Origin of the sequence: Pseudomonas sp. KBS0707 (assembly GCF_005937945.2) — a bacterium.
Classification (GTDB): domain Bacteria; phylum Pseudomonadota; class Gammaproteobacteria; order Pseudomonadales; family Pseudomonadaceae; genus Aquipseudomonas; species Aquipseudomonas amygdali.
Genome location: NZ_CP041754.1, coordinates 2951537 through 2976794 on the forward strand (window position 1 = coordinate 2951537; position 25258 = coordinate 2976794).

Annotated in this window: 15 protein-coding genes and 2 pseudogenes; 11 read left to right on the forward strand and 6 right to left on the reverse strand. The window is 58.7% G+C overall.

Going from position 1 to position 25258, the window contains the following annotated elements; all coding sequences use genetic code 11:
• Positions 1–13: 13 nt before the first annotated feature.
• A pseudogene (locus FFH21_RS13955) lies at positions 14–1177 on the reverse strand (isovaleryl-CoA dehydrogenase).
• A 182-nt stretch (positions 1178–1359) separates the two neighbouring features.
• Between FFH21_RS13955 and FFH21_RS30590 the strand changes: the two are divergent.
• Positions 1360–1617, forward strand: a pseudogene (locus FFH21_RS30590) (hypothetical protein).
• 283 nt (positions 1618–1900) lie between these two features.
• Here FFH21_RS30590 and FFH21_RS13965 read toward each other — a convergent pair.
• The 3 genes from FFH21_RS13965 to FFH21_RS13975 all read right to left on the reverse strand — a co-directional run bounded on the left by FFH21_RS13965 (position 1901) and on the right by FFH21_RS13975 (position 4306).
• Positions 1901–2800 carry a hydroxymethylglutaryl-CoA lyase gene (locus FFH21_RS13965; RefSeq protein WP_011168686.1) on the reverse strand — a complete coding sequence of 300 codons (900 nt, stop codon included), beginning with the start codon at positions 2798–2800 and terminating at the stop codon, positions 1901–1903.
• A gap of 18 nt (positions 2801–2818) precedes the next feature.
• The gene (locus tag FFH21_RS13970; RefSeq protein ID WP_011168687.1) at positions 2819–3211 is read right to left on the reverse strand and encodes a MerR family DNA-binding transcriptional regulator; all 393 of its coding nucleotides are present in this window, start codon (positions 3209–3211) and stop codon (positions 2819–2821) included.
• A 165-nt stretch (positions 3212–3376) separates the two neighbouring features.
• Positions 3377–4306: a LysR family transcriptional regulator gene (locus FFH21_RS13975; protein WP_011168688.1), complete on the reverse strand. Its 930-nt coding sequence runs from the start codon at positions 4304–4306 to the stop codon at positions 3377–3379.
• 183 nt (positions 4307–4489) lie between these two features.
• On the opposite strand from FFH21_RS13975, the gene FFH21_RS13980 reads away from it, so the two are divergent.
• A complete protein-coding gene (locus FFH21_RS13980; protein WP_011168689.1) occupies positions 4490–5719 on the forward strand; it encodes an acyl-CoA dehydrogenase in 1230 nt (409 codons plus the stop codon).
• Between the two features lie 26 nt (positions 5720–5745).
• On the opposite strand, the gene FFH21_RS13985 is transcribed toward FFH21_RS13980, so the two are convergent.
• On the reverse strand, positions 5746–7089 hold the full coding sequence (locus FFH21_RS13985; RefSeq protein ID WP_054073023.1) for a substrate-binding domain-containing protein: 1344 nt from the start codon (positions 7087–7089) through the stop codon (positions 5746–5748).
• A 132-nt stretch (positions 7090–7221) separates the two neighbouring features.
• A complete protein-coding gene (xthA, locus tag FFH21_RS13990; protein WP_004658827.1) occupies positions 7222–8034 on the reverse strand; it encodes an exodeoxyribonuclease III in 813 nt (270 codons plus the stop codon).
• 191 nt (positions 8035–8225) lie between these two features.
• Between xthA and FFH21_RS13995 the strand changes: the two genes are divergently transcribed.
• The 9 genes from FFH21_RS13995 to FFH21_RS14035 all read left to right on the forward strand — a co-directional run bounded on the left by FFH21_RS13995 (position 8226) and on the right by FFH21_RS14035 (position 25112).
• Complete coding sequence (locus FFH21_RS13995) at positions 8226–8897, forward strand: N-acetyltransferase (protein WP_004658826.1); 672 nt, start codon at positions 8226–8228, stop codon at positions 8895–8897.
• 59 nt (positions 8898–8956) lie between these two features.
• On the forward strand, positions 8957–10681 hold the full coding sequence (locus FFH21_RS14000; RefSeq protein ID WP_011168691.1) for an autotransporter assembly complex family protein: 1725 nt from the start codon (positions 8957–8959) through the stop codon (positions 10679–10681).
• 5 nt (positions 10682–10686) lie between these two features.
• Complete coding sequence (locus FFH21_RS14005) at positions 10687–14367, forward strand: translocation/assembly module TamB domain-containing protein (RefSeq protein ID WP_011168692.1); 3681 nt, start codon at positions 10687–10689, stop codon at positions 14365–14367.
• Positions 14368–14472: 105 nt separating this feature from the next.
• On the forward strand, positions 14473–15390 hold the full coding sequence (locus FFH21_RS14010; RefSeq protein ID WP_011168693.1) for a LysR family transcriptional regulator: 918 nt from the start codon (positions 14473–14475) through the stop codon (positions 15388–15390).
• Positions 15391–15480: 90 nt separating this feature from the next.
• The gene (tpx, locus tag FFH21_RS14015; RefSeq protein ID WP_011168694.1) at positions 15481–15981 is read left to right on the forward strand and encodes a thiol peroxidase; all 501 of its coding nucleotides are present in this window, start codon (positions 15481–15483) and stop codon (positions 15979–15981) included.
• Positions 15982–16133: 152 nt separating this feature from the next.
• Entirely contained in the window at positions 16134–17435 is a 1302-nt protein-coding gene (locus FFH21_RS14020; protein WP_041924551.1) for an MdtA/MuxA family multidrug efflux RND transporter periplasmic adaptor subunit, read from the forward strand.
• Positions 17432–20542, forward strand: coding sequence for an MdtB/MuxB family multidrug efflux RND transporter permease subunit (locus tag FFH21_RS14025; protein ID WP_011168696.1), 3111 nt, complete (start codon positions 17432–17434; stop codon positions 20540–20542). The genes FFH21_RS14020 and FFH21_RS14025 overlap by 4 nt, the downstream gene beginning before the upstream one ends.
• Positions 20539–23646, forward strand: coding sequence for an efflux RND transporter permease subunit (locus FFH21_RS14030; protein ID WP_011168697.1), 3108 nt, complete (start codon positions 20539–20541; stop codon positions 23644–23646). The genes FFH21_RS14025 and FFH21_RS14030 overlap by 4 nt, the downstream gene beginning before the upstream one ends.
• Positions 23643–25112, forward strand: a complete 1470-nt coding sequence (locus FFH21_RS14035) for an efflux transporter outer membrane subunit (RefSeq protein ID WP_011168698.1) — start codon at positions 23643–23645, stop codon at positions 25110–25112. Before FFH21_RS14030 ends, FFH21_RS14035 begins: the two co-directional genes overlap by 4 nt.
• Positions 25113–25258: the final 146 nt, after the last annotated feature.

Below are 25258 nucleotides of genomic sequence, written 5' to 3' on the forward strand. Positions count from 1 at the left end.
GGTAGCTCCGCAATCAACGGGTTTCGTTGAACAGTTCGCGACCGATGAGCATGCGCCGGATCTCACTGGTGCCTGCACCGATCTCGTAGAGTTTGGCGTCGCGCATCAGTCGACCGGTCGGGAATTCGTTGATGTAGCCATTGCCGCCCAGAATCTGGATGGCATCCAGCGCCATCTGCGTGGCGCGTTCGGCGCTGTAGAGGATCACGCCCGCTGCGTCCTTGCGCGTGGTCTCGCCACGATCACAGGCTTGGGCGACGGCGTACAGATAGGCCCGGCTGGCGTTAAGCTGGGTGTATATGTCTGCGACCTTGCCCTGAATCAGCTGGAACTCGCCGATGCTCTGGCCGAACTGCTTGCGGTCGTGAATGTAGGGCACCACCACGTCCATGCAGGCCTGCATGATTCCGGTCGGCCCGCCAGAGAGCACGACGCGTTCATAATCGAGGCCGCTCATCAGGACTCTGACACCACCATCAAGCGCGCCCAGCAGGTTCTCTTAGGGCACCTCGACATCATCGAAAAACAGCTCGCAGGTATTGGAACCGCGCATGCCCAGCTTGTCGAACTTGCTGCCGCGCGAGAAGCCCTTCCAGTCGCGTTCGACGATGAATGCGCTGATGCCATGGGCTGCCTTCTCCAGGTCGGTCTTGGCGTAGATCACATAGGTGTTGGCATCCGGACCGTTGGTGATCCAGGTCTTGCTGCCATTTAACACATAGCGATCACCACGCTTGTCGGCGCGCAGCTTCATCGATACCACGTCCGAGCCTGCATTGGGTTCGCTCATGGCCAGCGCGCCAATGTGCTCGCCGCTGATCAGCTTGGGCAGGTATCGGGCTTTCTGCGCCGGGCTGCCATTGCGGTTGATCTGATTCACGCACAGGTTGGAATGTGCGCCGTAGGGAAGTGCCACCGATGCCGAGCCACGGCTGATTTCTTCCATCGCCACGACATGCGCCAGATAACCCAGGCCTGCGCCACCGTATTCCTCGCTGACCGTGATGCCGAGCACGCCCATCTCACCGAATTTGCGCCACATGTCGACTGGGAACAGGTTGTCCTTGTCGATCTGCGCGGCGCGCGCGGCAAGCTCTGCGGCGACGAAGGATTGCAACTGGTCGCGCAGCATGTCGATGGTTTCGCCCAGGGCGAAGTTCAGGCTGGGGTAACTCATGGGTAGCGTTCCTGTTTTATTCTTGGAGATGATTCTATGCGGATTGACTATGACCTTTACGTTAACGTAAACCTGCGGATATGTGCTGTCAATCAGGCTTGTGCGCAGAGGGTGGGGGAGAGTCGGGAGGCAAAAGCAAACGCTGGAAAGCACGAAGGGGAGCCTGGGCTCCCCTTCAAGGTATGTCTCTATGCTCTTTTTTGTTTTTCGGGTGGCCTGTTGTTGTTTTTTGCGACCTGGCCCTTTACTGCTTTTTTGAGCGGTCCGCATGCGGGACCAAGAGCAAACGTATTTTTTTGAGCGCTGATCAAGCTTTCATCATGTGATCCAACCAGTTCGGGAGCTGCCTCAGGGCAGTTTTGTTATTCTCTGTCTGGCTGCAGAACGACTTGCAAGGCAAGCAGTTCAGAAAAGCTGTCCACTCCAAAAAAATCTGTTAGCTACGTCTCTGTCCGTGTTGTTCTTGTTGTGTCAGAGCCGGTACGTGTTGTTTTTATTGGGTTGCTGCGTGTTTTTATTTTTGTTGTACAAAGAATATAGCAGGACCCGTGCCAGTTTTTTAAAAGCCCCGTAATACCGGGAGCTGAACGTCTTTTTCGGGCATCGGGCCATCTGATTCAGTTGCCGAGTGTTTCTGTGTTACCCGTTTGTCTCGACTGGACTCGGGGCAGGGTAACACTGTGTGACAAGTTGTCGCACCCTGTTACCGACAGGTGACAGTCGTTACGCAGACAGCCGGGCCCTGGCCACGCGCGAGCCATTGCTGCGTCGCAGTACGCCGCAGATGCGCTGGCCTGCGGCGATGACCTGGTCCAGATCTACCCCGGTTTCAATGCCCATGCCCTGCAACATGTACTGCACGTCCTCAGTGGCAACATTGCCGCTGGCACCCTTGGCGTACGGGCAGCCGCCCAGGCCTGCCACGGAACTGTCGAAGACCTGGATACCTTCCTCTAGGCTGGCGTAGATATTCACCAATGCCTGACCGTAAGTGTCGTGGAAGTGTCCGGCAAGCTTGCCTCGCGGGATCTGCGCTGAGACGGCGTTGAACAGCGCTCGCGTGGCCCCCGGCGTGCCGGTGCCGATGGTGTCGCCCAGCGAAACTTCATAGCAACCCATCGCGTAGAGTTCGTTGGCGACGGCTGCGACCTGCTGCGGCGAGACACTGCCCTCATAAGGGCAGCCCAACACGCACGACACATAACCCCGAACCTGCACACCATGCATCCGCGCCGCCGCCATGATGGGCGCAAAGCGCTCCAGGCTTTCGCTGATCGAGCAATTGAGGTTACGCCGCGAGAACCCTTCGGTTGCCGCTGCAAACACCGCGACCTCTCTGACGCCGGCCGCCAACGCATCTTCGAACCCGCGCAGGTTGGGTGCCAGGGCAGAGTAGATAACGCCTTCACGCCGCTGGATATTTTCGAACACCTGGGCGGAGCCAGCCATCTGCGGCACCCATTTGGCCGAGACAAAACTGCCGACTTCAATGTGGCTCAGTCCGGCTGCCGTCAGGTCATCCACCAAGCGCACCTTGTCGTCGATACTGATCGGTTGTGCTTCATTCTGCAGGCCGTCACGCGGGCCGACTTCAACGATATTTACCTTTTGTGGAAGAGACATGGCAGTGCCTTTTGGTGGTCAGTGTGAAGTGGCAGCAGTTTTATCGAGCGCAGCCCGGCAACGCTCTTCGGCGGTGTCCAGCTCCAGTTGCATTTGCCGGATGTCCAGCAATTGTTGTTCGAGCTGTTCACGGCGCTCGGCGATCTTGCCGAGCATGGTCTGCAACTGCTTCTGGTTGTCACCGGCAGGGTCGTACAGCGAGATCAGTTTCTTGCATTCAGCCAGCGAAAAACCAATGCGCTTGCCGCGCAGGATCAGTTTCAGGGTGACTTTGTCACGGGCGGTGTAGATGCGCTCCAGTCCCTTGCGTTCAGGGCTGAGCATGCCTTGCTCTTCGTAAAAGCGGATCGCGCGGGTGGTGATATCCAGCTCACGGGCGAGCTCGGAAATGCTGTAAGTCTGACTGCTCATGGTGTCGCTCAACGAGATATTCAGCACTCAACCTACGGCGTGCTTTACGTAAGCGTCAAGCAGAAGTCGTGTTGTCAAGGCGCGCCAAGCTGCGCCTGCCAAATTAGAAATGACTTTAACAAATTCAAATATTTAATTTAAAAACAATGGCTTGGTGTTTTTATCTCATGCTTTCTCGAGGCCTTGTTCCTGCGCCACGACCCGCTGTGAAAGCTCGATGATCTGTTCGCGCATCCAGCGGTTGGCTGGGTCCTGATCAGTGCTTTCATGCCAGTACAGATGGGTTTCGACCGAAGGCACATCGTTGACCGGTAAGTGGACATAGTGCAAATCGTTACGGCGGGCGAAGCGTTCAGGTATGGTCATGACCATATCAGTCTGCTGCAGGACCTGTGTCGCCATCAGGTAATGCTGCGAGCGCAACGCAATCCTGCGCTGAATGCCCATCTTGCCCAACGCCAGGTCCACGTGCCCCAGTCCGCTACGCCGACTGGAAATATGGATGTGTGCCTGGCTCATGTAATCATCCAGCGTCAACGTGGCCTTGTTTGCCAGCGGATGCGCCTTGCGCATGCCGCACACATAGCGGTCTTCCATCAGTTTGACGTGGCGAACCTGCGGGTCGGTATTGAGCGGTGCATCCACGGCGAAGTCGAGGCGCCCGGCAGCCAGCTCCTTGGTGGTTTCCCGACGCTTGGACAGAAAGCTTTCGATGGTCACTGCAGGCGCAAGGCGTCGCAGCCGCTGGAACAGCGTCGGCAGGATCACGGCCTCGGTCAGGTCGGTCATGCTGATGCGGTAATTCTTGTTGGCCTGCAACGGGTTGAATATACGGCTTTCCTGCACCGAGACCCTGAGCAATGAGAGTGCACTGCGCACCGGGCCGATGATGTTTTGCGCCATCGGTGTCGGCACCATGCCTTGGGCCGTTCGCACAAACAGCGGGTCGTTGAAGGTCTCTCGCAGCCGCGCCAGAGCGTTGGACACCGCAGGCTGGGTAATGCCGACGATCTGCCCGGCCCGGGTCAGATTGGTTTCGGTGTAGATGGCGTCGAAGACAATGAAAAGATTGAGATCGACCTTGCTCAGGTTCATTGATGGGCGCCTCGTGCTGTTATTTTGATTCGCTGTTCGGCAGGCTGGGGACGCCGCAGCGGTGATGGATCATATATCGGTTATGAATGTTTATACACGCCGAGAATAGATTAGATAAATGTACGGCGTTTCTCTAGCATCAGGATCATGCATTCGACACCCTGATCGAGAAGGTAGTGGCCCATGGATTTCGCGTATTCCCCGAAGGTGCAGGCATTGCGTGAGCGCGTCACCGCGTTCATGGATGCATACGTTTATCCGGCCGAGCCGGTTTTCGAACAGCAAGTGGCCGAAGGCGACCGCTGGCAGCCCACCGCGATCATGGAAGAACTGAAAGCCCGTGCAAGGGCTGAGGGGTTGTGGAACCTGTTTTTGCCGGAGTCTGCGCTCGGTGCCGGCCTGAGCAATCTGGAATACGCGCCGCTGGCGGAAATCATGGGGCGTTCGATGCTGGGCCCCGAGCCGTTCAATTGCTCTGCGCCTGACACCGGCAACATGGAGGTGCTGGTTCGCTATGCCAGCGAGGAACAGAAAGCTCGCTGGCTGGAACCGTTGCTGCGCGGCGAAATTCGTTCTGCTTTTGCCATGACCGAGCCCGACGTGGCGTCATCGGACGCCACCAATATGGCCGCGCGCGCCGAGCGCGATGGTGATGAATGGGTAATTAATGGTCGAAAATGGTGGACTTCCGGTGCCTGCGACCCGCGCTGCAAAATCCTGATTTTCATGGGCCTGAGCAATCCTGACGGGCCGCGCCATCAGCAACACTCGATGATTCTGGTCCCGGTCGACACGCCGGGCGTGAAGATTGTCAGGCCGCTGCCTGTGTTCGGCTACGACGACGCGCCCCACGGGCATGCCGAAGTGGTCTTCGATAACGTCAGGGTGCCGTTTGAAAACGTCTTGCTGGGTGAGGGGCGCGGCTTTGAAATCGCCCAAGGCCGATTGGGGCCAGGCCGCATTCACCACTGTATGCGCTCCATCGGCATGGCCGAACGGGCACTTGAGTTGATGTGCAGACGCTCCGTAGACCGGGTTGCCTTCGGCAAGCCGCTGGCCAGGCTGGGTGGCAATATCGACAGGATCGCCGATTCGCGCATGGAGATCGATATGGCCCGCCTGCTGACCCTGAAGGCTGCCTACATGATGGACACAGCAGGCAACAAGGTCGCCAGAAGCGAAATCGCGCAGATCAAGGTGGTAGCGCCGAACGTGGCGCTGAAGGTCATCGATCGGGCGATCCAGATGCACGGCGGTGCGGGTGTTTCCAATGATTTCCCCTTGGCCTATATGTACGCCATGCAGCGCACACTGCGTCTGGCAGACGGCCCGGATGAAGTACATCGCGCCGCTGTCGGCAAGTATGAACTGGGCAAATATCTGCCGGCAGACAGGGAGCGCAGCCAGTCCTGAACTGGTAGTCGATAATTGCGCCCAGGCTACTGCACCCAGACTTCGACCCGACGGTTCTTGATCCGGCCGTCATCGATCTCATTGGTGGCTACCGGCATCTCATCTCCCAGGCCAACGATGTCGCGAAATGTCACGCCGCTTTTCAGCAGCTCGCGGCGCACTGCCATGGCGCGCAGCCTTGAGAGCAGGGCTGCGCGAGCCGGGTCGCTTTTGGCATCACCAAAGCCGACCAGCGTGACATGTTGATTGAGCTTATCGCTGGTTTTCAGGTACTCCGCTACCCGCTTGAGGTCCTGCTGCGCCTTGTTGTCCAGCCTCGCGCTGCCCTGGGCAAAGCGAAAGTTGACCGACAGGCGTTCGGCCTTGCGCGCCAGCGCCTGATAGTCCGCAGGCATCTGCGCAGTAGGCTGCACCTTGAGTGCCTGCACGGTCTGCGCGACAAAGCCGCTCTGTGCGACGATGGCCTGACCCTCGGCGCTCTGCGCGAAACGGACCAACGCCTGCGCCCAGCGTTGATGAGTTGAGGTGGGCACATAAAAGTAGAGCCGTCGCGACAGAGGATAATCCTCGGTGGCAATCAGACTGACAGTCGGGAGCATCGGTCTGGAGTCACCATCGGCAATGGCCACCGCTTTGGCCCGCCTGATGGATGGTAGCCCGATAAAACCGATGCCATTGATGTCCTTGCTGACGTCGTCGGAGAGCTGTTCGCTGGATTCAAAGCGCGCGGCTGTGCCGGACAGGTTCTTGCCGTATTTTACAAGTATCAGGTCCTTGAATGTTTCATAGGTGCCGGACTTCTCATCGCGAACATAAAGATGAATCGCTCCCGGATTTCCACCCACTTCGGCCCAGTCCCTGACTTCCCCGCTGAAAATGCGCGCCAGCTGCAGCGTATCCAGCTGTCTGACCGGATTGCCTGGATGCAGAATCACAGCAACGCCATCGATGGCAATGGTTTGCTCGCTTGCTGCGCTTTTCAGGTCGCCCAAGCCAGCCAGGTCCTTGGCTTCCTGATCCTTGATAGGTCGTGAAGAGGCGGCAATTTCGGCGTTACCTGCTTTGAGCGCAGTAAACCCGGTGCCTGAACCATGTGCGGCGATTTCGATACTGACCGTTTGCCCTGCGGCGGTAGTGCCGACGACGCGCTGTTCATTCATGACATTGCCGGCAACAGTCTGCACTGATTGCAGGCCTTGCTGGCGCATCAACCCTTCAGCCAGTGCGGGGCCCAATTGGGCATTGATGGTATTTGAGCCTTGAATGCGCAAGGCCGGTATTTCACCTGCGGGCAGCGGCAGTGCCGCCAGCGCAAGGGCGGGCAGGGTGGCGCTCGACAGAGTCAGCGCCGTTAGCAAAGCGCGCAACATCGGCGTCACCATGAGTCACGGGAGGGTGCCGGGAGAATAAGACAGAAAGATTTCCGGAATATGACGATTGCTCGACCACTGCACACGCTACCCGTTTATGCATAAAGCCGGATCGCACGATAGGGCGCTTTTTCAGTTCAGTTCCAGCCAGATCGGCGCATGGTCCGACGGCTTTTCCATGCCGCGCAAATCGTAGTCCACCCCGGCCGCCTTGATGCGTGGCTGCAGGCCGGTAGAGGTCATGATCAGGTCGATGCGCAGGCCGCGCTTGGGTTCGTCTTCAAAGCCGCGGCTGCGATAGTCAAACCAGCTGAATCGGTCGACGACTTCAGGATACAGATGACGGAAACTGTCCACCAGGCCCCAGTTTTTCAAGCGTTCCATCCACTCGCGCTCTTCGGGGAGAAAGCTGCACTTGCCGGTCTTCAGCCAGCGTTTGGCGTTGTCGGCACCGATGCCGATGTCGCAGTCCTGCGGAGAAATGTTTACGTCACCCATCACGATAAGCGGCTGCTCGTTGCTGAAATGGCTCTCCAGCAAGGTCTGCAGATTCTCGTAAAAACGCTGTTTGGCTGGAAATTTGGTCGGGTGATCACGGCTCTCGCCCTGCGGAAAGTAGCCATTCATGATGGTGACCGGCTGCCCATTGCTGTCGGCATAAGTGCCCCAGATGAAGCGCTTCTGCGATTCTTCGTCGTCGCCTTCAAAACCCTTGTGCAGGGCCAGCGGAGGATTGCGTGATAGCAGGGCAACACCATAATGGCCTTTCTGACCGTGGAAATGCACGTGATAGCCCAGCGCTTCGACTTCCGCGTGGGGGAACTGCTCGTCAGAAACCTTGGTTTCCTGAAGGCCGATTACGTCAGGCTGATGTTTGTCGATCAGCGCCGCCAACTGATGAGGTCGAGCGCGCAGACCATTGATGTTGAACGAGACGATTTTCATAAAACGGCGGTCCTGAGCAAAAACAAACAGCGATGCTAGCTGACCCGTGGTTTCAGGACCAGCACCGTGTAAGGCACCACGCGAACACAGGCCCGGACAAATCGTTGGAACTGTTATCAAGTGCCATCACTCGAAAGCCTGCTTGCCAAAACTGCTGCGCCAGACGCAGTTCCGTTAACACGAGGCCCTTTATGTCCCTACCTGCTGCCATCACGGGTGAAGTTCGTCAACTCGACAGTGGTTATTCCCGTGAAACCCGCTCCTTGCTGTTCAGGGCCTATCGGCACGATCCGACGTTCGCCTATCTGTTCAATGCCGAGCGCGAGGGATATGAGCAACGCGTATTGGCGACCATCCGCCAACTGGTCAAACAACACTTCCTGCAAGACCAGCCTGCACTCGGTCTGTTTCTGCAGGATCGGCTGGTCGGCGTAGCGCTGATCGCGCCACCGCAACGTCGTCTGGGCGTCACTGAAAGCTGGGCCTGGCGTCTGCGCATGGTGATGGACACCGGCCTTGGTTGCACCCAGCGTTATCTGGCTTATTACAACGCGGTGCTGGCCTGTGTTCCGTCCGAAACCGTGCATGTGCTGCCGTTGATAGGCCTGGATCCGGAATTTCAGGGTCAGAAGCTGGGGCAGGATTTGAGCGAACAACTGCTTGGGGCGTTGCACGATTGGTGCGCGGTGGATGAGCGCTCTCAGGGCATCGTCGTAGACACGGGAAATCCTCGTTATCTCGAGTTCTATAAGCGTCAAGGCTATGAGGAAATCGGCGAGATTGCGGTAGGACCTGTCCGAGAGCATGTGTTTTTTCACCCCAATCCTCAGGTTTCACTGCCGGTGCCTGACGTAACGGTCTGAATCTCCAACAATTCGTGGGCTTCCAGTGCGGCCCGTTGATCGTGTTAGCATCTACGCCCATGAAGCTTTTCAGACTATTCAGCAGCCTGTTTCTGATGACCATGAGTGCAGCGGCGCTTGCACAGGCCCGCCTCGACGTCAGGATCAAGCCCGCCAACCCGGAACTCAAGGCCAACGTCGAAGGGTATGTGGGGGACCTGGGCGAGCGTGACGTTCAGGCGTTGCGTAACTTCAGTCTGGGTGCCGAACAGCAGGCAGAGAAAGCGGCTCAGGCGCTTGGCTATTATCAGGCGCAGATCGACAGCGAGATCAAGGACGCTGACCAGCCGCGCCTAGTGATCAACATCCAGCCGGGCGAGCCGATTCACCTGCGCAAGGTGGTAATCCGCGTCGAGGGTCCGGCAGCATCGTTGAAAGCCTTTCGGGTACCCAAAAGCGACGCGCTGAAAACCGGCGCGGTGCTCAATCATGGCAATTATGAGGATGCCAAACGCCTGATCCAGAATCAGGCGTCGCGTTACGGCTTTTTCAGCGGCCACTTTACCAGCCAGCGCCTGGCTATTGACCCGCGAGCCGGGCTTGCCGACATCGAGCTGGTCTATGACAGTGGTCCGCGCTACTCGCTGGGCAAGGTCATGTTCAGTGGCAATGCGCCTTTCGATGACGATTTGCTCAAGCGCATGGTGCCGTTCAAGGAAAATACTCCTTACGATTCACAACTGATCGCCGAATTGACCCAGGCCATGCAGGGCAGTGGCTATTTTGAAGGCGTGCGGGTCGATGCCGCGCCTACCGCAGCTGACCATCAGGTCATTCCGGTAACCGTTCAGCTTGAAACCCGTAAACCCCGAACCATGGGCCTTGGCCTGGGGTACTCAACCGATGTCGGTCCGCGTGGCAAAGCCAACTGGACACGACACTGGGCCAATCCACAAGGGCACAGCTACGGGTTCGAATCGGAAATATCCGCGCCTCGGCAGAATGTCGGCCTGTGGTACGACGTGCCGCTCGATCCGCCGTTGACCGATAAACTGCGTTATGCCGGTGGCTATCAATATGAAGAGATTGCTGGAACCGACAGCCTCAGCAAGCTGCTGACTGCCGGGCCCGAATGGCACAGCAAACTGCCCAGCGGCTGGGAACGGGTTATCTCACTGAAATGGCAGCGTGAAGAATACCGGCTGGGCGACGATTCGGGTCTGAGCACGATGCTAATGCCCGGCATCAGTTATTCGTACCTGCGCAGCGATAACAGTATCGATCCCCACCAGGGCTACCGTTTACAGTTCGACACCCAGGTGGCCAAGGAGGGCATGTTGTCGGATGCCAATCTGGTGCATGCCAATGTGCTGCTCAAAGGGCTGACGACAGTCGCTCAGAACCATCGCTTTCTCGGGCGCGTGCAACTGGGTGGCAACCTGACTGACGGTTACACCTCGATACCGCCGTCGCTGCGTTTTTTTGCCGGTGGCGATCAAAGCGTACGAGGGTATGACTACCAGAAACTGTCACCGACCAACTCGGACGGCGACCGCATTGGTGGGCGTTACATGTTTGCCGGGAGCGTCGAGTACCAGTATTCCATTGCCGATAAATGGCGGCTCGCGACTTTCATCGATCAGGGCAACTCATTCAACAGTCTGGACAAGCCAGACCTGAAAACCGGCGTCGGTTTTGGGGTGCGCTGGGTATCTCCAGTGGGTCCGCTGCGTCTCGATCTGGCGCACGCGCTGGATGACGACGGTGGCATTCGCCTGCACTTCTCGATGGGGCCGGAACTTTGAACAGGATGAACATCAGGCGTGGCGCAAAGATTGCCGGACTGAGCGTGATCGCGTTACTGCTGCTGGTGATCGTCAGCGTCGGGGTGTTGATTGGAACCCAGGCAGGCAGCCGGTGGGCGCTGGCTCGCGTGCCCGGCGTGCAACTGGAAAACTTTCAGGGCCGCCTGGGCGGGCAGTGGAGTGCCGAGCGCCTGGTGTGGCAGCAAGGCGCAGACCGTGTCGAGGTGCATTCTGTCGATTTCGCCTGGACGCCAGCCTGCCTGCTGAAGATGACCTTATGCATTAATCGCCTGCACGCGGGTCAAGTACTGCTGCGCTTTCCTCCAAGCAGTGCGCCGAGCGACGAAGACCCCATGAATTTGCCAGCCGTCAAGTTGCCGCTCGCCCTGCAACTGGGTGATATACAGCTGGGCAGCATGCAACTGGATGGCGTCGAACAGCTGCGCGACCTCAAGCTGGCGGCGCACTGGACCGCCGAAGGCTTGCAAATCGACAGCGCGCACCTGCAACGTGATGCGCTGGTGCTGGACCTCAATGGTCTGCTGAAGCCCGAGGGCGACTGGCCATTGAGCGTAAAAGGTCAACTGCAACTGCCGCCACAGGACGGTCAGCCCTGGACGCTGGCGCTGGATATTCACGGTGACGTGCTCAAAACCCTGCAACTCAAGGCGGACAGCAGCGGCTATCTACCAGGGCAACTGACCGGTGAGCTGCAACCTTTGGCCGAGCATGTGCCAGCACGATTGAAACTGACTACAGAACATTTCAAACCCAGCGCAGCATTGCCCGATACCCTGCAACTCGACCAGCTGCTGTTGACTGCCGAAGGCGATCTCGACTCGGGTTACCAGATCAACGGCACTGCCAGCCTGCCCGCAGAAAAAGGCCCTGTAGCGTTGTCGTTGCAGGGGCGTGCGGATGCCAACGGGGCAACCATTGCAGCGCTTGATCTGGCCGCCAACGATCAACAGCGTCTGGCCATCAACGGCACGTTGAACTGGCAGAGTGGTTTCTCGGCTGATGCGAGCATCGACTGGCTGGATTTCCCCTGGCAGCGTCTGTATCCGCTGGCGTCCGAACCGCAAGTGTCGTTGCACGCCTTCAAAGGTGAGATTTCCTACACGGACGGCAATTATCTTGGCAATTTCAACGCCAGCCTCAAAGGACCTGCTGGTGCGTTCACGCTGATCAGTCCCTTCAGCGGCAATTTGCAGGAAGTCCATCTGCCGCAACTGGAGCTGGTCGCAGGGCAGGGTAAGGCCAGCGGTTTTCTGAACCTGCAATTTGCCAATGGCTTCGGCTGGGACACTGCACTTGATCTGAGCGCGCTGGACCCTTCATTCTGGGTTGCCGAATTGCCCGGCACACTGGCAGGGCCCTTGCGCAGCAAAGGTCAACGGGTCAACGAGAAGCTTGAACTGACTGCCGACCTGGACCTCAAGGGACGTCTGCGTGGCCAGCCTGCGCTGCTGCAAGCCAAGGCTGACGGCCGTGATCAGCAGTGGAATGTCAGCAATGTGAACATTCGATTGGGTGACAACCGGGTTCAGGGTAATTGCAGTTTGCAGGAGCGTCTCAAAGGGCAGCTGGATCTTGACCTGCCGCGTCTGGCTCAGTTGTGGCCACGCTTGCAGGGGCAGGCCAAAGGCAGGCTCGACCTGACAGGAACGCTTCAGGCACCGCAAGGGCAACTGGCATTGCAGGGCAGTCAGCTCGCCTTGCAGGACAATCGTCTGCAAAGCCTGACTCTCAATGCCCGCCTGGATCAATCGCAGCGCGCGACCATCAACGTCAAGGGCGTTGGCATTCAGGCCGGCGACACCGGGCTGGGGACGTTGCTGGTGGACGGTCAGGGTACGCTCAAGGCGCAACAATTGAAGCTGGACCTGCAAGGGCCGTTGCTCAAGCTTGCGATCGCATTGGACGGCGGCCTGGACAAGGGCGACTGGCGCGGTCGGCTGGCCAGCGGCACCGTACAGAGCGGCGGACAGAACTGGCGTTTGCAGCAACCGGCGAAGATTGAACGCCTGGCCGATGGTCGGCTGAACTTCGGTGCGCATTGCTGGCTGTCCGGTGCCTCCAGCCTGTGCGGTGGCGATCAACGACTGATGCCGGAGCCACGTTTGCGATATCAGCTGAAGAACTTTCCGCTCGACAGCCTGGCGCAATGGATGCCAAAGGATTTTGCCTGGCAGGGCGCGCTGAATGCCGACGTTCAGCTTGATCTTCCCGCAGCGGGCCCCTCCGGCAAGGTTACGATTGATGCCGGAGGCGGCACGCTGCGGGTGCGCAACAAAGACCAGTGGCTGGACTTTCCGTATCAGACACTCAAACTCAACACCACACTGGCACCCAGACGTATCGATACGCGTCTGGATTTCGAAGGCGGCAAGCTGGGCCGGTTACTGCTCAATGCGCAGATCGATCCACTGGCCAGAGACAAGCCTCTGTCAGGCGATTTCAGTCTCTCCGGGCTGGACATCTCGGTGGCACGACCCTTTGCGCCAATGGTGCAGAAACTCAATGGCCGCCTGAACGGCAATGGCCGATTGTCAGGCAGCTTGCTGGCACCTCTGGTCAACGGCAGCGTGACACTTGAAGGTGGTGAAGTGGCGGGTGCCGAGTTGCCGATGGAACTGCATGACCTCAAGGTGCAGGCGTTGATCGCCGGAGAGAGCGTACAGCTCACCGGTGGCTGGAAAAGTGGCAGCACCGGGCAGGGGAGCATTGGCGGTCAGGTGGCCTGGGGGCAGAATCTGAACGTTGATGTGAGCCTCAAGGGCGCGCGTCTGCCGATCAATGTCGAGCCCTACGCGGAAGTGGAGGTAGCGCCTGACCTGAAAATTTCCATGCAGGGTGAGCGGTTGGCCATTTCCGGCAAGGTGCTGGTGCCCAAGGGGGCGATCACCGTGCGTGAGCTGCCGCCGTCTACGGTCAAGCTCTCGGGCGATACGGTGATCGTCGGGCAGCAGACCGAGGAGGGCGCGCCACCGCTGGCAGTGGCCATGGATATCGATGTGGAGGTTGGTCAGGAAAAGCTCGCCTTCAGCGGTTTTGGGCTTACTGCCAATCTGGTCGGAAGGGTGCACATTGGCGACAACCTGGACACCCGTGGTGAGCTGAACCTGAACGACGGCCGTTACCGTGCCTACGGGCAGCGGCTGACCATCCGCAAGGCGCGCCTGCTGTTTGCAGGCCCTGTGGACCAGCCCTATCTGGATATCGAGGCCATTCGCCAGACAGATGACGTGATCGCAGGCATTCGTCTGACCGGCAGTGCCGAGCAACCCACCACCGAAGTGTTTTCCGAACCCGCGATGAGCCAGGAGCAGGCGCTCTCCTATCTGGTCATGGGCAGACCGCTGAGTACCTCGGGCGAAGACAACAACATGGTCGCTCAGGCTGCACTGGCGCTTGGCGTTGCCGGTAGCTCGTCGACCACCGGCAAGCTCGCGGACAATCTGGGTATCAAGGACTTCGAGCTGGATACCTCGGGAACCGGCGACAAGACCAATGTGGTTGCCAGCGGCAAAATCACCGAGAAGCTCAGCCTGCGTTATGGTGTCGGCGTGTTTGAACCGGCCAATACCATTGCGTTGCGCTATCTGCTCAGCAAGCGCGTGTACCTGGAGGCGGCAAGCGGTGTTGCCAGTTCGCTGGATATTTTCTATAAAAGAGACTTCTGAATACTGGCCAGCGGCTGTAATGGCACTGGCCTGCGTTCAACCGGTTTACCCTGTTAAAACAGTGTGACCCATCACACGCTCTCTCTATTCAGGCTGCCGGTAATCATGGATCGATTCAACGCCATGCGCGTGTTCACCCGTATCGTCGAGCTGGGCGGTTTCGCCAAGGCGGCCGAGAGCCTGCACATGCCCCGTGCATCCGTGACGATTCTGATCAAACAACTGGAAGCTCACCTGGGGGTGCAGCTCTTGCAGCGCACTACGCGTCAGGTCAGCACCACGCCTGACGGCAAGGCCTATTACCAGCGCTGCGTAAGCCTGCTGGCCGATCTGGACGACGCCGAAGCGTCCTTCTCAGCGGCGGGGGCCGAGCCCAAGGGGCTGCTGCGTGTCGACCTGCCGGTGAGCCTGGGGCGCATGGTCGTGATACCCGCGCTGCCTGAATTTGCCCGGCGCTACCCGCAGATCCGATTGGAAATCGGCATGAGCGACAGACCGGTCGACCTGATCCGCGAGGGCGTGGACTGTGTCTTGCGCGCCGGAGCAGCACTGGACGAAACGCTGGTCGCCAGGCCGCTGGGCAGCCTGACCCAGATCACTTGCGCCAGTCGCGAGTACCTGCAGCGATACGGTACGCCGCTGAACCTGCCGGACCTCGCGCAACATCAGGTAATCGAATATTTCTCGACCAGCACCGGCAAACGCTATGGTCTGGAGTTTATGGCCGATGGCGTGGAGGTCGATCAAGCGTTGGCCTGTTCTATTTCGGTCAACAGTGCCGACGGTTATGTAGCGGCTTGCGAGGCGGGTTTCGGCCTGATACAGGTGCCGCGTTACCATGTCGCCGCACAGTTGCGCAGCGGCATACTGGTCGAGGTGCTGCGGTTGCATCGTCCGCCGCCGCTGGCGTTGACGGTGCTTTACCCACCTCATCGCCAGTTGTCACGACGGATCAGGGTATTCGTCGATTGGCTCGTGGAATTATGTGCCCACCCAGATATCAGGGACAGACTGGTTTCCTGAGAAAATTCGGAATTATCCTATATAGGACACGGCACACTTTCGTGTTTAACTTCCGGTTCTTTTATTCATCTCAAAAAAGGAATGTGTTTCATGGCTCAAGTAACCCTCAAAGGCGGCCCTGTTCAAGTCAATGGCAAGCTGCCTGAAGTCGGCAGCAAGGCACCTGCCTTCACACTGGTGGGTGAAGGTCTTGTCGACAAGACCCTGGCTGACTTCGCTGGCAAGCGCAAGGTGCTGAACATTTTTCCGAGCGTCGATACACCGACCTGTGCAACGTCGGTACGCAAGTTCAACGCCCAGGCAAACGAGCTGAGCAATGCCGTTGTTCTGTGTATCTCTGCTGATCTGCCGTTTGCCCAGTCCCGCTTCTGCGGCTCCGAAGGTCTGGAAAACGTCAAAAACCTGTCTTCTTTCCGCGCTGCCGATTTCAGCGAGCATTACGGCGTTGCAATTGCAGACGGTCCACTGAAAGGTCTGACCGCTCGTGCGGTGGTTGTTCTGGACGAAAACGACAAAGTGCTGCACAGCGAATTGGTATCAGAGATCGCTAACGAACCCGACTACGACGCTGCATTGGCTGTGCTTAAGTAACTTTCCGCAACACTTCGACGGCCTGAATCCGCTCAGGCCGTTTTTTTGTTTGTGCTTCATACGTTTATCGAAAGTAAGCGCTTGGTAAAGGCGCTTTGCTTGTAACGCATCTGTGCTTATTGTTCAGCCTTCTGAAGAAGCCCCCACCTGTAATGGTTGATTTATTCATGCAATCGTCTGGCTCTCGTAAATCCCGTCGCTGGTTGATCAGTTTGTTGATCCTGTTGGCCATTGTTGCCCTTTGCTGGTGGCTCTGGCCTGCCTCCACTCCCGGCAAAGGGGCCGAGAGCAAGAAGCATGGTGCAGGTGGCATGGCACGGCCTGGCTTCGGTGCATCGGCTGTCGCTGTCCCGGTGCGGGTCGCCCCGGCAACCGAAGGCGATTTCCCTATCTACTACAAGGCGCTTGGCACGGTAACGGCGATGAATACCATCAATGTGCGCAGCCGTGTGGCGGGAGAGCTGGTCAAGCTTTATTTCCAGGAAGGGCAGATGGTCAAGGCGGGTGACCTGCTGGCGGAAATCGATCCGCGCAGCTATCAGGTCGCATTGCAGCAGGCCGAAGGTACGCTGGCCACCAATCAGGCGCTGCTCAAGAATGCTCAGCTCGACGTACAGCGTTACCGTGGGCTTTTTGCCGAGGACAGCATTGCCAAGCAGACCCTCGACACTGCCGAGTCGCTGGTCCATCAGTACAAAGGCACGATCAAGACCAATCAGGCTGCCGTGGCTGACGCGAAGCTGAGCCTGGACTTCACACGAATTCGTGCGCCTATTGCAGGTCGTGTCGGCCTCAAACAGCTGGATGTCGGCAACCTGGTTGCCGCCAACGACACCACGGCGCTGGTGGTGATTACCCAGACCCAGCCCATTTCGGTCGCCTTCACGCTCCCGGAAAAGGACCTGTCGAAAGTCATTTCCCGCTACCGCACCGGCGACAAGCTGCCCGTCGAAGCCTGGGACCGTGGCGATACGAAAATGCAGGCTTCCGGTGTACTCGCCAGCCTCGATAACCAGATCGATGTGACGACCGGCACACTGAAGTTCAAGGCCCGTTTCGATAACGGTGACGAGATCCTGTTCCCCAACCAGTTCGTCAATGTGCGTCTGCGCGCCGATACGTTGAAACAGGTGACACTGGTGCCAACGGCTGCCGTGCAGTTCGGCACCGACGGGACCTTTGTCTATGTCCTGGACGGTGACAAGAAGGTCAAACTCAAACTGTTGAAGACCGGCCCGAGCGACGAGACATCGACGGTGATCACCGAAGGTCTGGCAGCCGGAGAACGGGTCGTGCTCGAAGGCACCGACCGTCTGCGCGACGGCGCTGAAGTCGAGGTCGTCAACGACAGCAAGGATGTACCGGCGGGTCCGGTTCAGAAGCTGCAGGGCAAGCCTGACAGCAAGACAGACAAGTCGGCAGCACTCGGCAAGGTGGAAAAACCAAACGTATGAACATGTCGCGCCTGTTCATCCTGCGTCCGGTTGCCACCACGCTGAGTATGCTGGCAATCGTCCTGGCGGGTCTGATCGCCTACACCTTGCTGCCGGTGTCGGCGCTGCCTCAGGTCGACTATCCGACCATTCGGGTGATGACGCTGTATCCCGGTGCCAGTCCGCAGGTCATGACCAGCTCCGTCACTGCGCCTCTTGAGCGTCAATTCGGGCAGATGCCCGGTTTGACCCAGATGGCCTCGACGAGCTCGGGCGGCGCGTCGGTCATTACCCTGCGTTTCAGCCTCGAAATCAATATGGATGTGGCTGAGCAGCAGGTCCAGGCCGCGATCAACGCGGCCACCAACCTTCTGCCTACCGATCTTCCGGCACCGCCGGTCTATAACAAGGTCAACCCGGCAGACACGCCGGTTCTGACCCTGGCGATTACCTCGAAAACCATGCTGCTGCCCAAGCTCAATGAGCTGGTCGATACACGCATGGCGCAGAAAATCTCGCAGATCAGCGGTGTCGGCATGGTCAGCATTGCCGGCGGCCAGTGTCAGGCTGTGCGGATCAAGGTCAATCCGGAAGCGCTGGCCGCCAACAGCCTGAACCTGTCTGATGTGCGGAACCTGATCGGCGCGTCCAACGTCAACCAGCCCAAGGGTAACTTCGACGGGCCAACCCGGGTTTCGATGCTGGATGCCAACGATCAGTTGAAGTCTCCAGAGGAGTACGCCAACCTTATTCTGGCCTACAAGGATGGCGCTCCCCTGCGTCTGAAGGATGTGGCCGAAATCGTCGACGGTGCCGAAAACGAACGCCTGGCGGCCTGGGCCAATCGGAGTCAGGCGGTGCTGCTGAACATTCAGCGCCAGCCGGGCGCCAACGTGATCGAAGTGGTCGACCGGATCAAGGCATTGCTGCCGTCAATCACCGAGAACCTTCCGGCCGGCCTCGACGTCGTGGTACTGACGGACCGCACTCAGACGATCCGCGCGTCGGTGACCGATGTTCAGCACGAACTGTTGATCGCGATTATCCTGGTGGTGCTGGTAACCTTCCTGTTCCTGCGTCGTTTCAGCGCGACGATCATTCCCTCTATCGCCGTCCCGCTGTCACTGGTAGGCACCTTCGGCGTCATGTACCTGGCGGGCTTCTCGGTCAACAACCTCACGCTGATGGCCATGACCATCGCGACCGGTTTCGTTGTTGATGACGCCATCGTGATGCTGGAAAACATCTCCCGGCATATCGAGGAGGGCGAAACACCTCTGCAGGCCGCCCTGAAGGGCGCGAAACAGATCGGTTTCACCCTGATTTCCCTGACCCTGTCGCTGATTGCAGTGCTTATACCGCTGTTGTTCATGGCTGATGTGGTCGGGCGACTGTTCCGCGAGTTCGCGATAACCCTGGCAGTCGCCATCCTGATATCGCTGGTGGTATCGCTGACCCTGACGCCCATGATGTGCGCGCGGTTGCTCAAGCGCGAGCCAAAGGAAGAAGAGCAGAGCCGTTTCTATCGTGCCAGCGGTGCCTGGATCGACTGGCTGATCGATATCTACGCGGGCGGGTTGCGCTGGGTGCTCAGGCATCAACCACTGACCCTGTTGGCGGCATTGGCCACTCTGGCACTGACTGTGCTGCTGTACATCGTTGTGCCCAAGGGCTTTTTTCCGGTGCAGGACACCGGCGTGATCCAGGGTATTTCGGAAGCGCCACAGTCGGTCTCCTTTGCTGCCATGAGCCAGCGTCAGCAGGCGCTGGCTGACATCATTCTCAAGGACCCTGCCGTGGTCAGTCTGTCTTCCTACATTGGTGTTGACGGTGATAACGCAACGCTCAACAGCGGGCGTCTGCTGATCAACCTCAAGCCCCACTCAGAGCGTGACCTCACCGCATCCGAGGTGATCCAGCGCCTGCAGCCAGAGGTAGACAAGCTTTCGGACATTCGTCTGTTCATGCAGCCGGTGCAGGACCTGACCATTGAAGACCGGGTCAGTCGTACTCAGTATCAGTTCAGCATGTCATCGCCCGACGCCGAGCTGCTGACGCTGTGGAGCGAAAGGCTGGTCGAGGCGCTCGGCAAACGGTCCGAGCTGACGGATGTGGCCAGCGACCTGCAGGACAAGGGCCTACAGGTATATCTGAACATCGATCGTGATGCGGCCAGTCGGGTAGGGGTCACCGTTGCGAATATTACCGATGCGCTGTACGACGCATTCGGTCAGCGACAGATTTCCACCATCTATACCCAGGCCAGCCAGTACCGCGTGGTGCTGCAAGCCGCGTCGGGCAGTGAACTCGGCCCTGCCGCACTTGAGCAGATCCACGTCAAGACCACCGATGGCGCACAGGTAAAACTGTCGAGCCTGGCACGCGTCGAGCAGCGTCAGGCGCAGTTGGCCATTGCTCACCTCGGGCAGTTTCCCGCAGTGATGATGTCGTTCAACCTTGCGCCCGGCGTTGCATTGGGCAAGGCCGTGCAGGTCATCGAACAGGTTGAGCAGGACATCGGCATGCCGATTGGTGTGCAGACCCAGTTTCAGGGCGCTGCCGAGGCATTTCAGGCATCGTTGTCGAGCACGCTGCTGCTGATTCTGGCGGCTGTAGTGACCATGTACATCGTGCTGGGCGTGCTCTACGAGAGCTATATCCACCCGATCACCATCCTCTCGACACTGCCGTCGGCAGCAGTGGGTGCCTTGCTGGCCTTGCTGATCAGCGGCAATGACCTGGGGATGATCGCGATCATCGGTATCATTTTGCTGATCGGCATCGTCAAGAAGAACGCGATCATGATGATCGACTTCGCGCTCGACGCAGAGCGCAACCGGGGTGTTGCACCGGAAACGGCGATCTACGAAGCGGCGCTGCTGCGTTTCCGGCCGATTCTCATGACCACCCTGGCAGCATTGTTCGGCGCCATTCCGTTGATGCTTGCCAGCGGCTCCGGCGCAGAGTTGCGCCAGCCACTGGGGTTGGTGATGGTCGGCGGTCTGCTCGTCAGCCAGGTACTGACGCTGTTTACCACGCCGGTCATCTATCTGTATTTCGACCGGCTTGGCCGTCGCTGGAGTCGCAGGCCTGCCGACCCGGACCGACTGGAACGGGCTGACGCATGAACCTGTCAGCGCCGTTTATCCGTCGCCCGGTTGCGACCGTACTGCTAAGCCTGGCGATCCTGCTGCTGGGCGCGGTCAGCTTCCGCTTGTTGCCGGTCGCGCCGTTGCCGAATATGGACTTCCCGGTGATTGTGGTGTCCGCCAGTCTGGCAGGTGCCAGCCCCGAGGTAATGGCCTCCACTGTGGCCACTCCGCTGGAGCGTTCGCTGGGCAGTATTGCCGGGGTCAATACCATGACCAGCAATTCAAGCCAGGGCACGACACGGATCATTCTGCAGTTCGATCTCAATCGCGACATCAATGGCGCGGCGCGGGAAGTGCAGGCGGCAATCAATGCTTCACGCAACCTGCTGCCCAGCGGTATGCGCAGCATGCCTACCTACAAGAAGGTCAACCCGTCCCAGGCGCCGATCATGGTCCTGTCTATGACGTCGACGGTGCTGGAAAAAGGTCAGCTTTACGACCTGGCATCCACCATCCTGTCACAGAGCCTGTCGCAGGTTTCCGGGGTCGGCGAAGTGCAGATCGGCGGCAGTTCGCTGCCAGCGGTTCGTATCGAGCTGGAGCCACAGATGCTCTCCCAGTACGGCGTATCGCTTGACGACGTGCGCACCGCGATTACCGGTGCGAACGTGCGGCGGCCAAAGGGTTTTGTGGAGGATGATCAGCATAACTGGCAGGTTCAGGCCAACGACCAGCTGGAAACCGCAAAGGACTATGCGCCGCTGATCATTCGCTACAAGGATGGGGCGACCTTGCGCCTCAAGGACGTCGCGAAAGTCAGCGATGCCGTGGAAGATCGCTACAACAGCGGGTTTTATAACAATGACCGGGCGGTGTTACTGGTCGTCAACCGCCAGGCGGGTGCCAACATCATTGAAACCGTGGCGCAGATCAAGGCGCAATTGCCAGCCCTGCGGGCCGTGCTGCCTGCCAGCGTGAGCCTCAACGTCGCGATGGATCGCTCGCCGGTGATCAAGGCGACGCTGCACGAGGCAGAGATGACCCTGCTGATTGCCGTGGTTCTGGTGGTGATGGTGGTATTTCTGTTTCTCGGCAGTTTTCGTGCATCGCTGATCCCCACTCTGGCGGTTCCGGTATCGCTGGTAGGCACCTTTGCGATCATGCACCTGCTCGGTTTTTCCCTGAACAATCTGTCGTTGATGGCTTTGATCCTCGCCACCGGACTGGTGGTGGACGATGCAATCGTGGTGCTGGAAAACATTTCCCGGCACATTCACAACGGTCTCGACCCCATGAAAGCGGCCTTTCTGGGGGCCAAAGAGGTGGGTTTCACCTTGCTGTCAATGAACGTCTCGCTGGTGGCGGTGTTCATTTCCATTCTGTTCATGGGTGGGCTGGTCGAAAGTCTGTTTCGCGAGTTTTCCATTACCTTGTCGGTGTCGATCGTCGTCTCGCTGATCGTATCCCTGACCCTGACGCCGATGTTGTGCGCGCGCTGGCTCAAACCCCACGATTCGGGCAAGGACAATGCCTTTCAGCGCTGGAGCGAGCGGGTCAACGACCGCATGGTCGCCGGCTATGACCGCTCGCTCGGCTGGGTCATGCGGCATCGCAGGCTGACACTGCTCAGCCTGCTGATTACCGTTGTGGTGAATGTCGCGCTGTATGTGGTGGTGCCCAAGACCTTTCTGCCACAGCAGGACACCGGGCAACTGATGGGTTTTGTACGCGGTGACGACGGTCTTTCGTTCTCGGTCATGCAGCCGAAAATGGAAATCTTTCGCCGTTCGATTCTGGCAGACCCTGCGGTGGAGAGCGTTGCCGGTTTTATCGGCGGTAGCGGTGGCACCAATAACGCCTTCATGATCGTACGCCTCAAGCCGATTGCCGAGCGCAAGCTGTCTGCCGAAAAAGTGGTCGAGCGCCTGCGCAAGAACATGCCGCATGTGCCCGGTGGCAGACTATTCTTGGCGCCTGATCAGGACCTGCAACTGGGGGGTGGTCGCGAGCAGACCAGTTCGCAGTATCAGTACATTGTGCAAAGTGCAGACCTGAGCAGCCTGCGGCTGTGGTATCCGAAGATCGTTGCGGCGCTCAAATCGATTCCGGAGCTGACGGCTATCGACGCCAGGGAAGGGCGCGGGGCGCAGCAAGTGACCCTGGTGGTCAATCGTGATACGGCCAAACGGCTGGGCATCGATATGAACATGGTCACGGCGGTGCTCAACAATGCCTACAGCCAGCGTCAGGTCTCGACCATCTATGACAGCCTCAACCAGTACAAGGTGGTGATGGAGGTCAATCCCAAATACGCTCAGGACCCGGCGACGCTGGAGCAGGTTCAGGTGATTACTGCCGACGGGCAGCGCGTGCCGCTGTCGAGCATTGCTCATTACGAGCGCAGTCTGGCGAATGATCGGGTTTCGCATGACGGTCAGTTCGCTGCCGAAAACATTTCCTTTGATCTGGCCGAAGGTGTCAGCCTCGACAAGGCGACGGTGGCTATCGAGCGCGCAATTGCCGCCATCGGACTGCCGTCCGACATCATTTCCAAGATGGCCGGGACCGCCAACGCCTTCGCCTCAACCCAGAAAAGCCAGCCCTGGATGATTCTCGGTGCGTTGCTGGCGGTGTATCTGGTGCTGGGGATTCTTTATGAAAGCTACATCCATCCATTGACGATACTCTCGACGCTGCCATCGGCCGGTGTGGGCGCATTGCTGACGATCTACGTGCTGGGCAGCGAATTCAGCCTGATCTCCCTGTTGGGGCTGTTCCTGCTGATTGGCGTGGTGAAGAAGAACGCAATCATGATGATCGACCTGGCCCTGCACCTTGAGCGTGATCAGGGAATGACGCCGCAAGAGTCGATCCGCAGCGCTTGTCTGCAACGGCTACGCCCCATTCTGATGACCACAATGGCCGCCATTCTGGGTGCATTGCCGTTGCTGCTGAGTACCGCGGAAGGCGCTGAAATGCGCAAACCGCTGGGCCTGACCATTATTGGTGGACTGATCTTCAGCCAGGTCCTGACTCTCTACACCACCCCGGTGGTTTACCTTTATCTCGACCGTCTGCGCCACCGTTACAATAAATGGCGTGGCGTGCGTACCGATGCTGCTCTGGAAACCCCGCTATGACCGAACACCTGGCCTTTATATCCCGCCCGACAGGGCTGATTCGTCCACTCGCGCTGGGGCTCTGCGTTGTGCTGCTCAGCGCTTGTGCTGTCGGTCCTGATTACCAGACGCCGTCGATGGCCGCGCCTGCGCAGTTCAAGGCCGCCGAAGGCTGGCGTGCAGCCACACCCGGTGACGCGATGGCCAAAGGTGCATGGTGGGAGGTGTACAGGGATCCGCAACTGAACTCGCTGGTCGAACGGCTCAACACCTCCAACCAGACCGTCGCCCAGTACGATGCGCAGTACCGGCAGGCACAAGCACTGGTGCGTAGCTCCAGAGGCGCATTTCTGCCGACACTGGATCTGACCACCGGCAAGACCCGCTCGGGGCAGGGCACAGGCACATCCAATACCGGCACGAATACCGGCGCCTCGGGAATTCGCAACAGTTACAACGCTCAACTGGGCGTCAGTTGGGAAGCCGATGTGTGGGGCAAGTTGCGCCGTGGGCTGGAGGCTGACACCGCCAGTGCGCAGGCAAGTCTTGCGGACCTGGCAGCGATGCGCCTCAGCCTGCAATCGGAGCTGGTGCAGAATTATCTGCAATTGCGGGTCATTGACGAACAGAAACGCCTGCTGGAATCCACTGTGGACACCTATCAGCGCTCTCTGACCCTCACCCAGAATCAATACCGCGCCGGTATTTCAGGAAGTGACGCTGTCGCCCAGGCGCAGACGCAGTTGAAAAGTACTCAGGCCGACCTGATCGATCTGGCCTGGCAGCGTGCACAATTCGAGAACGCCATTGCCGTGCTGGTGGGTATGGCGCCCGCTGACTTCAATCTGCCGGCCAGCACTTCGATTCCGCAATTGCCGCAGATCCCGCCAGGGCTGCCGTCACAGTTGCTTGAGCGCCGACCGGACATTGCCGCGGCCGAACGCTCGGTCATGGCCGCCAATGCCAACATCGGCGTCGCCAAGGCCGCTTACTACCCAGACTTCACGCTGAGCATGAGCGGCGGTTACAGCAGCAGTACGTTCGCCAACTGGATCAGCCTGCCCAACCGCTTCTGGTCGGTAGGGCCGCAACTGGCGTTGACGTTGTTCGACGGTGGCAGGCGGACGGCGGAAGTTGACCGTACCGAGGCCGTGTACGACCAGACTGTCGCCCAGTACCGGCAGACCGTGCTGAATGGTTTTCAGGAAGTCGAAAATTACCTCGTTCAACTCAAGGTCTACGAGCAGGAGGCCGCCGTGCGCCAGGAAGCGCTGGTATCGGCTCGCGACTCGTTGCGCCTGACCAACAACCAGTACAAGGCCGGGCTGATCGGTTATCTTGACGTCGTCAACGTACAGGCCACTGCTTTGAGCAATGAACGCAGTGTGCTGAACGTTCTGCAAAGTCGCTTGATTGCCAGCGTTCAGTTGATTGCCGCATTGGGTGGCGGCTGGAATGCCGAAACAGGTTTGACCCTCAGGGAGTGAGTGCTTCACGTGGCAAAGGCGGTTTTTCTTGAACTGTTCGTGATAAATGAAAAATCAATAGCTGGTTGCCATCTTTTCAACCAGATACCGCGACATTTGGCAGCTATTGCGTACAATCATCCCCCGCAGTATCGGCATGGACGCGC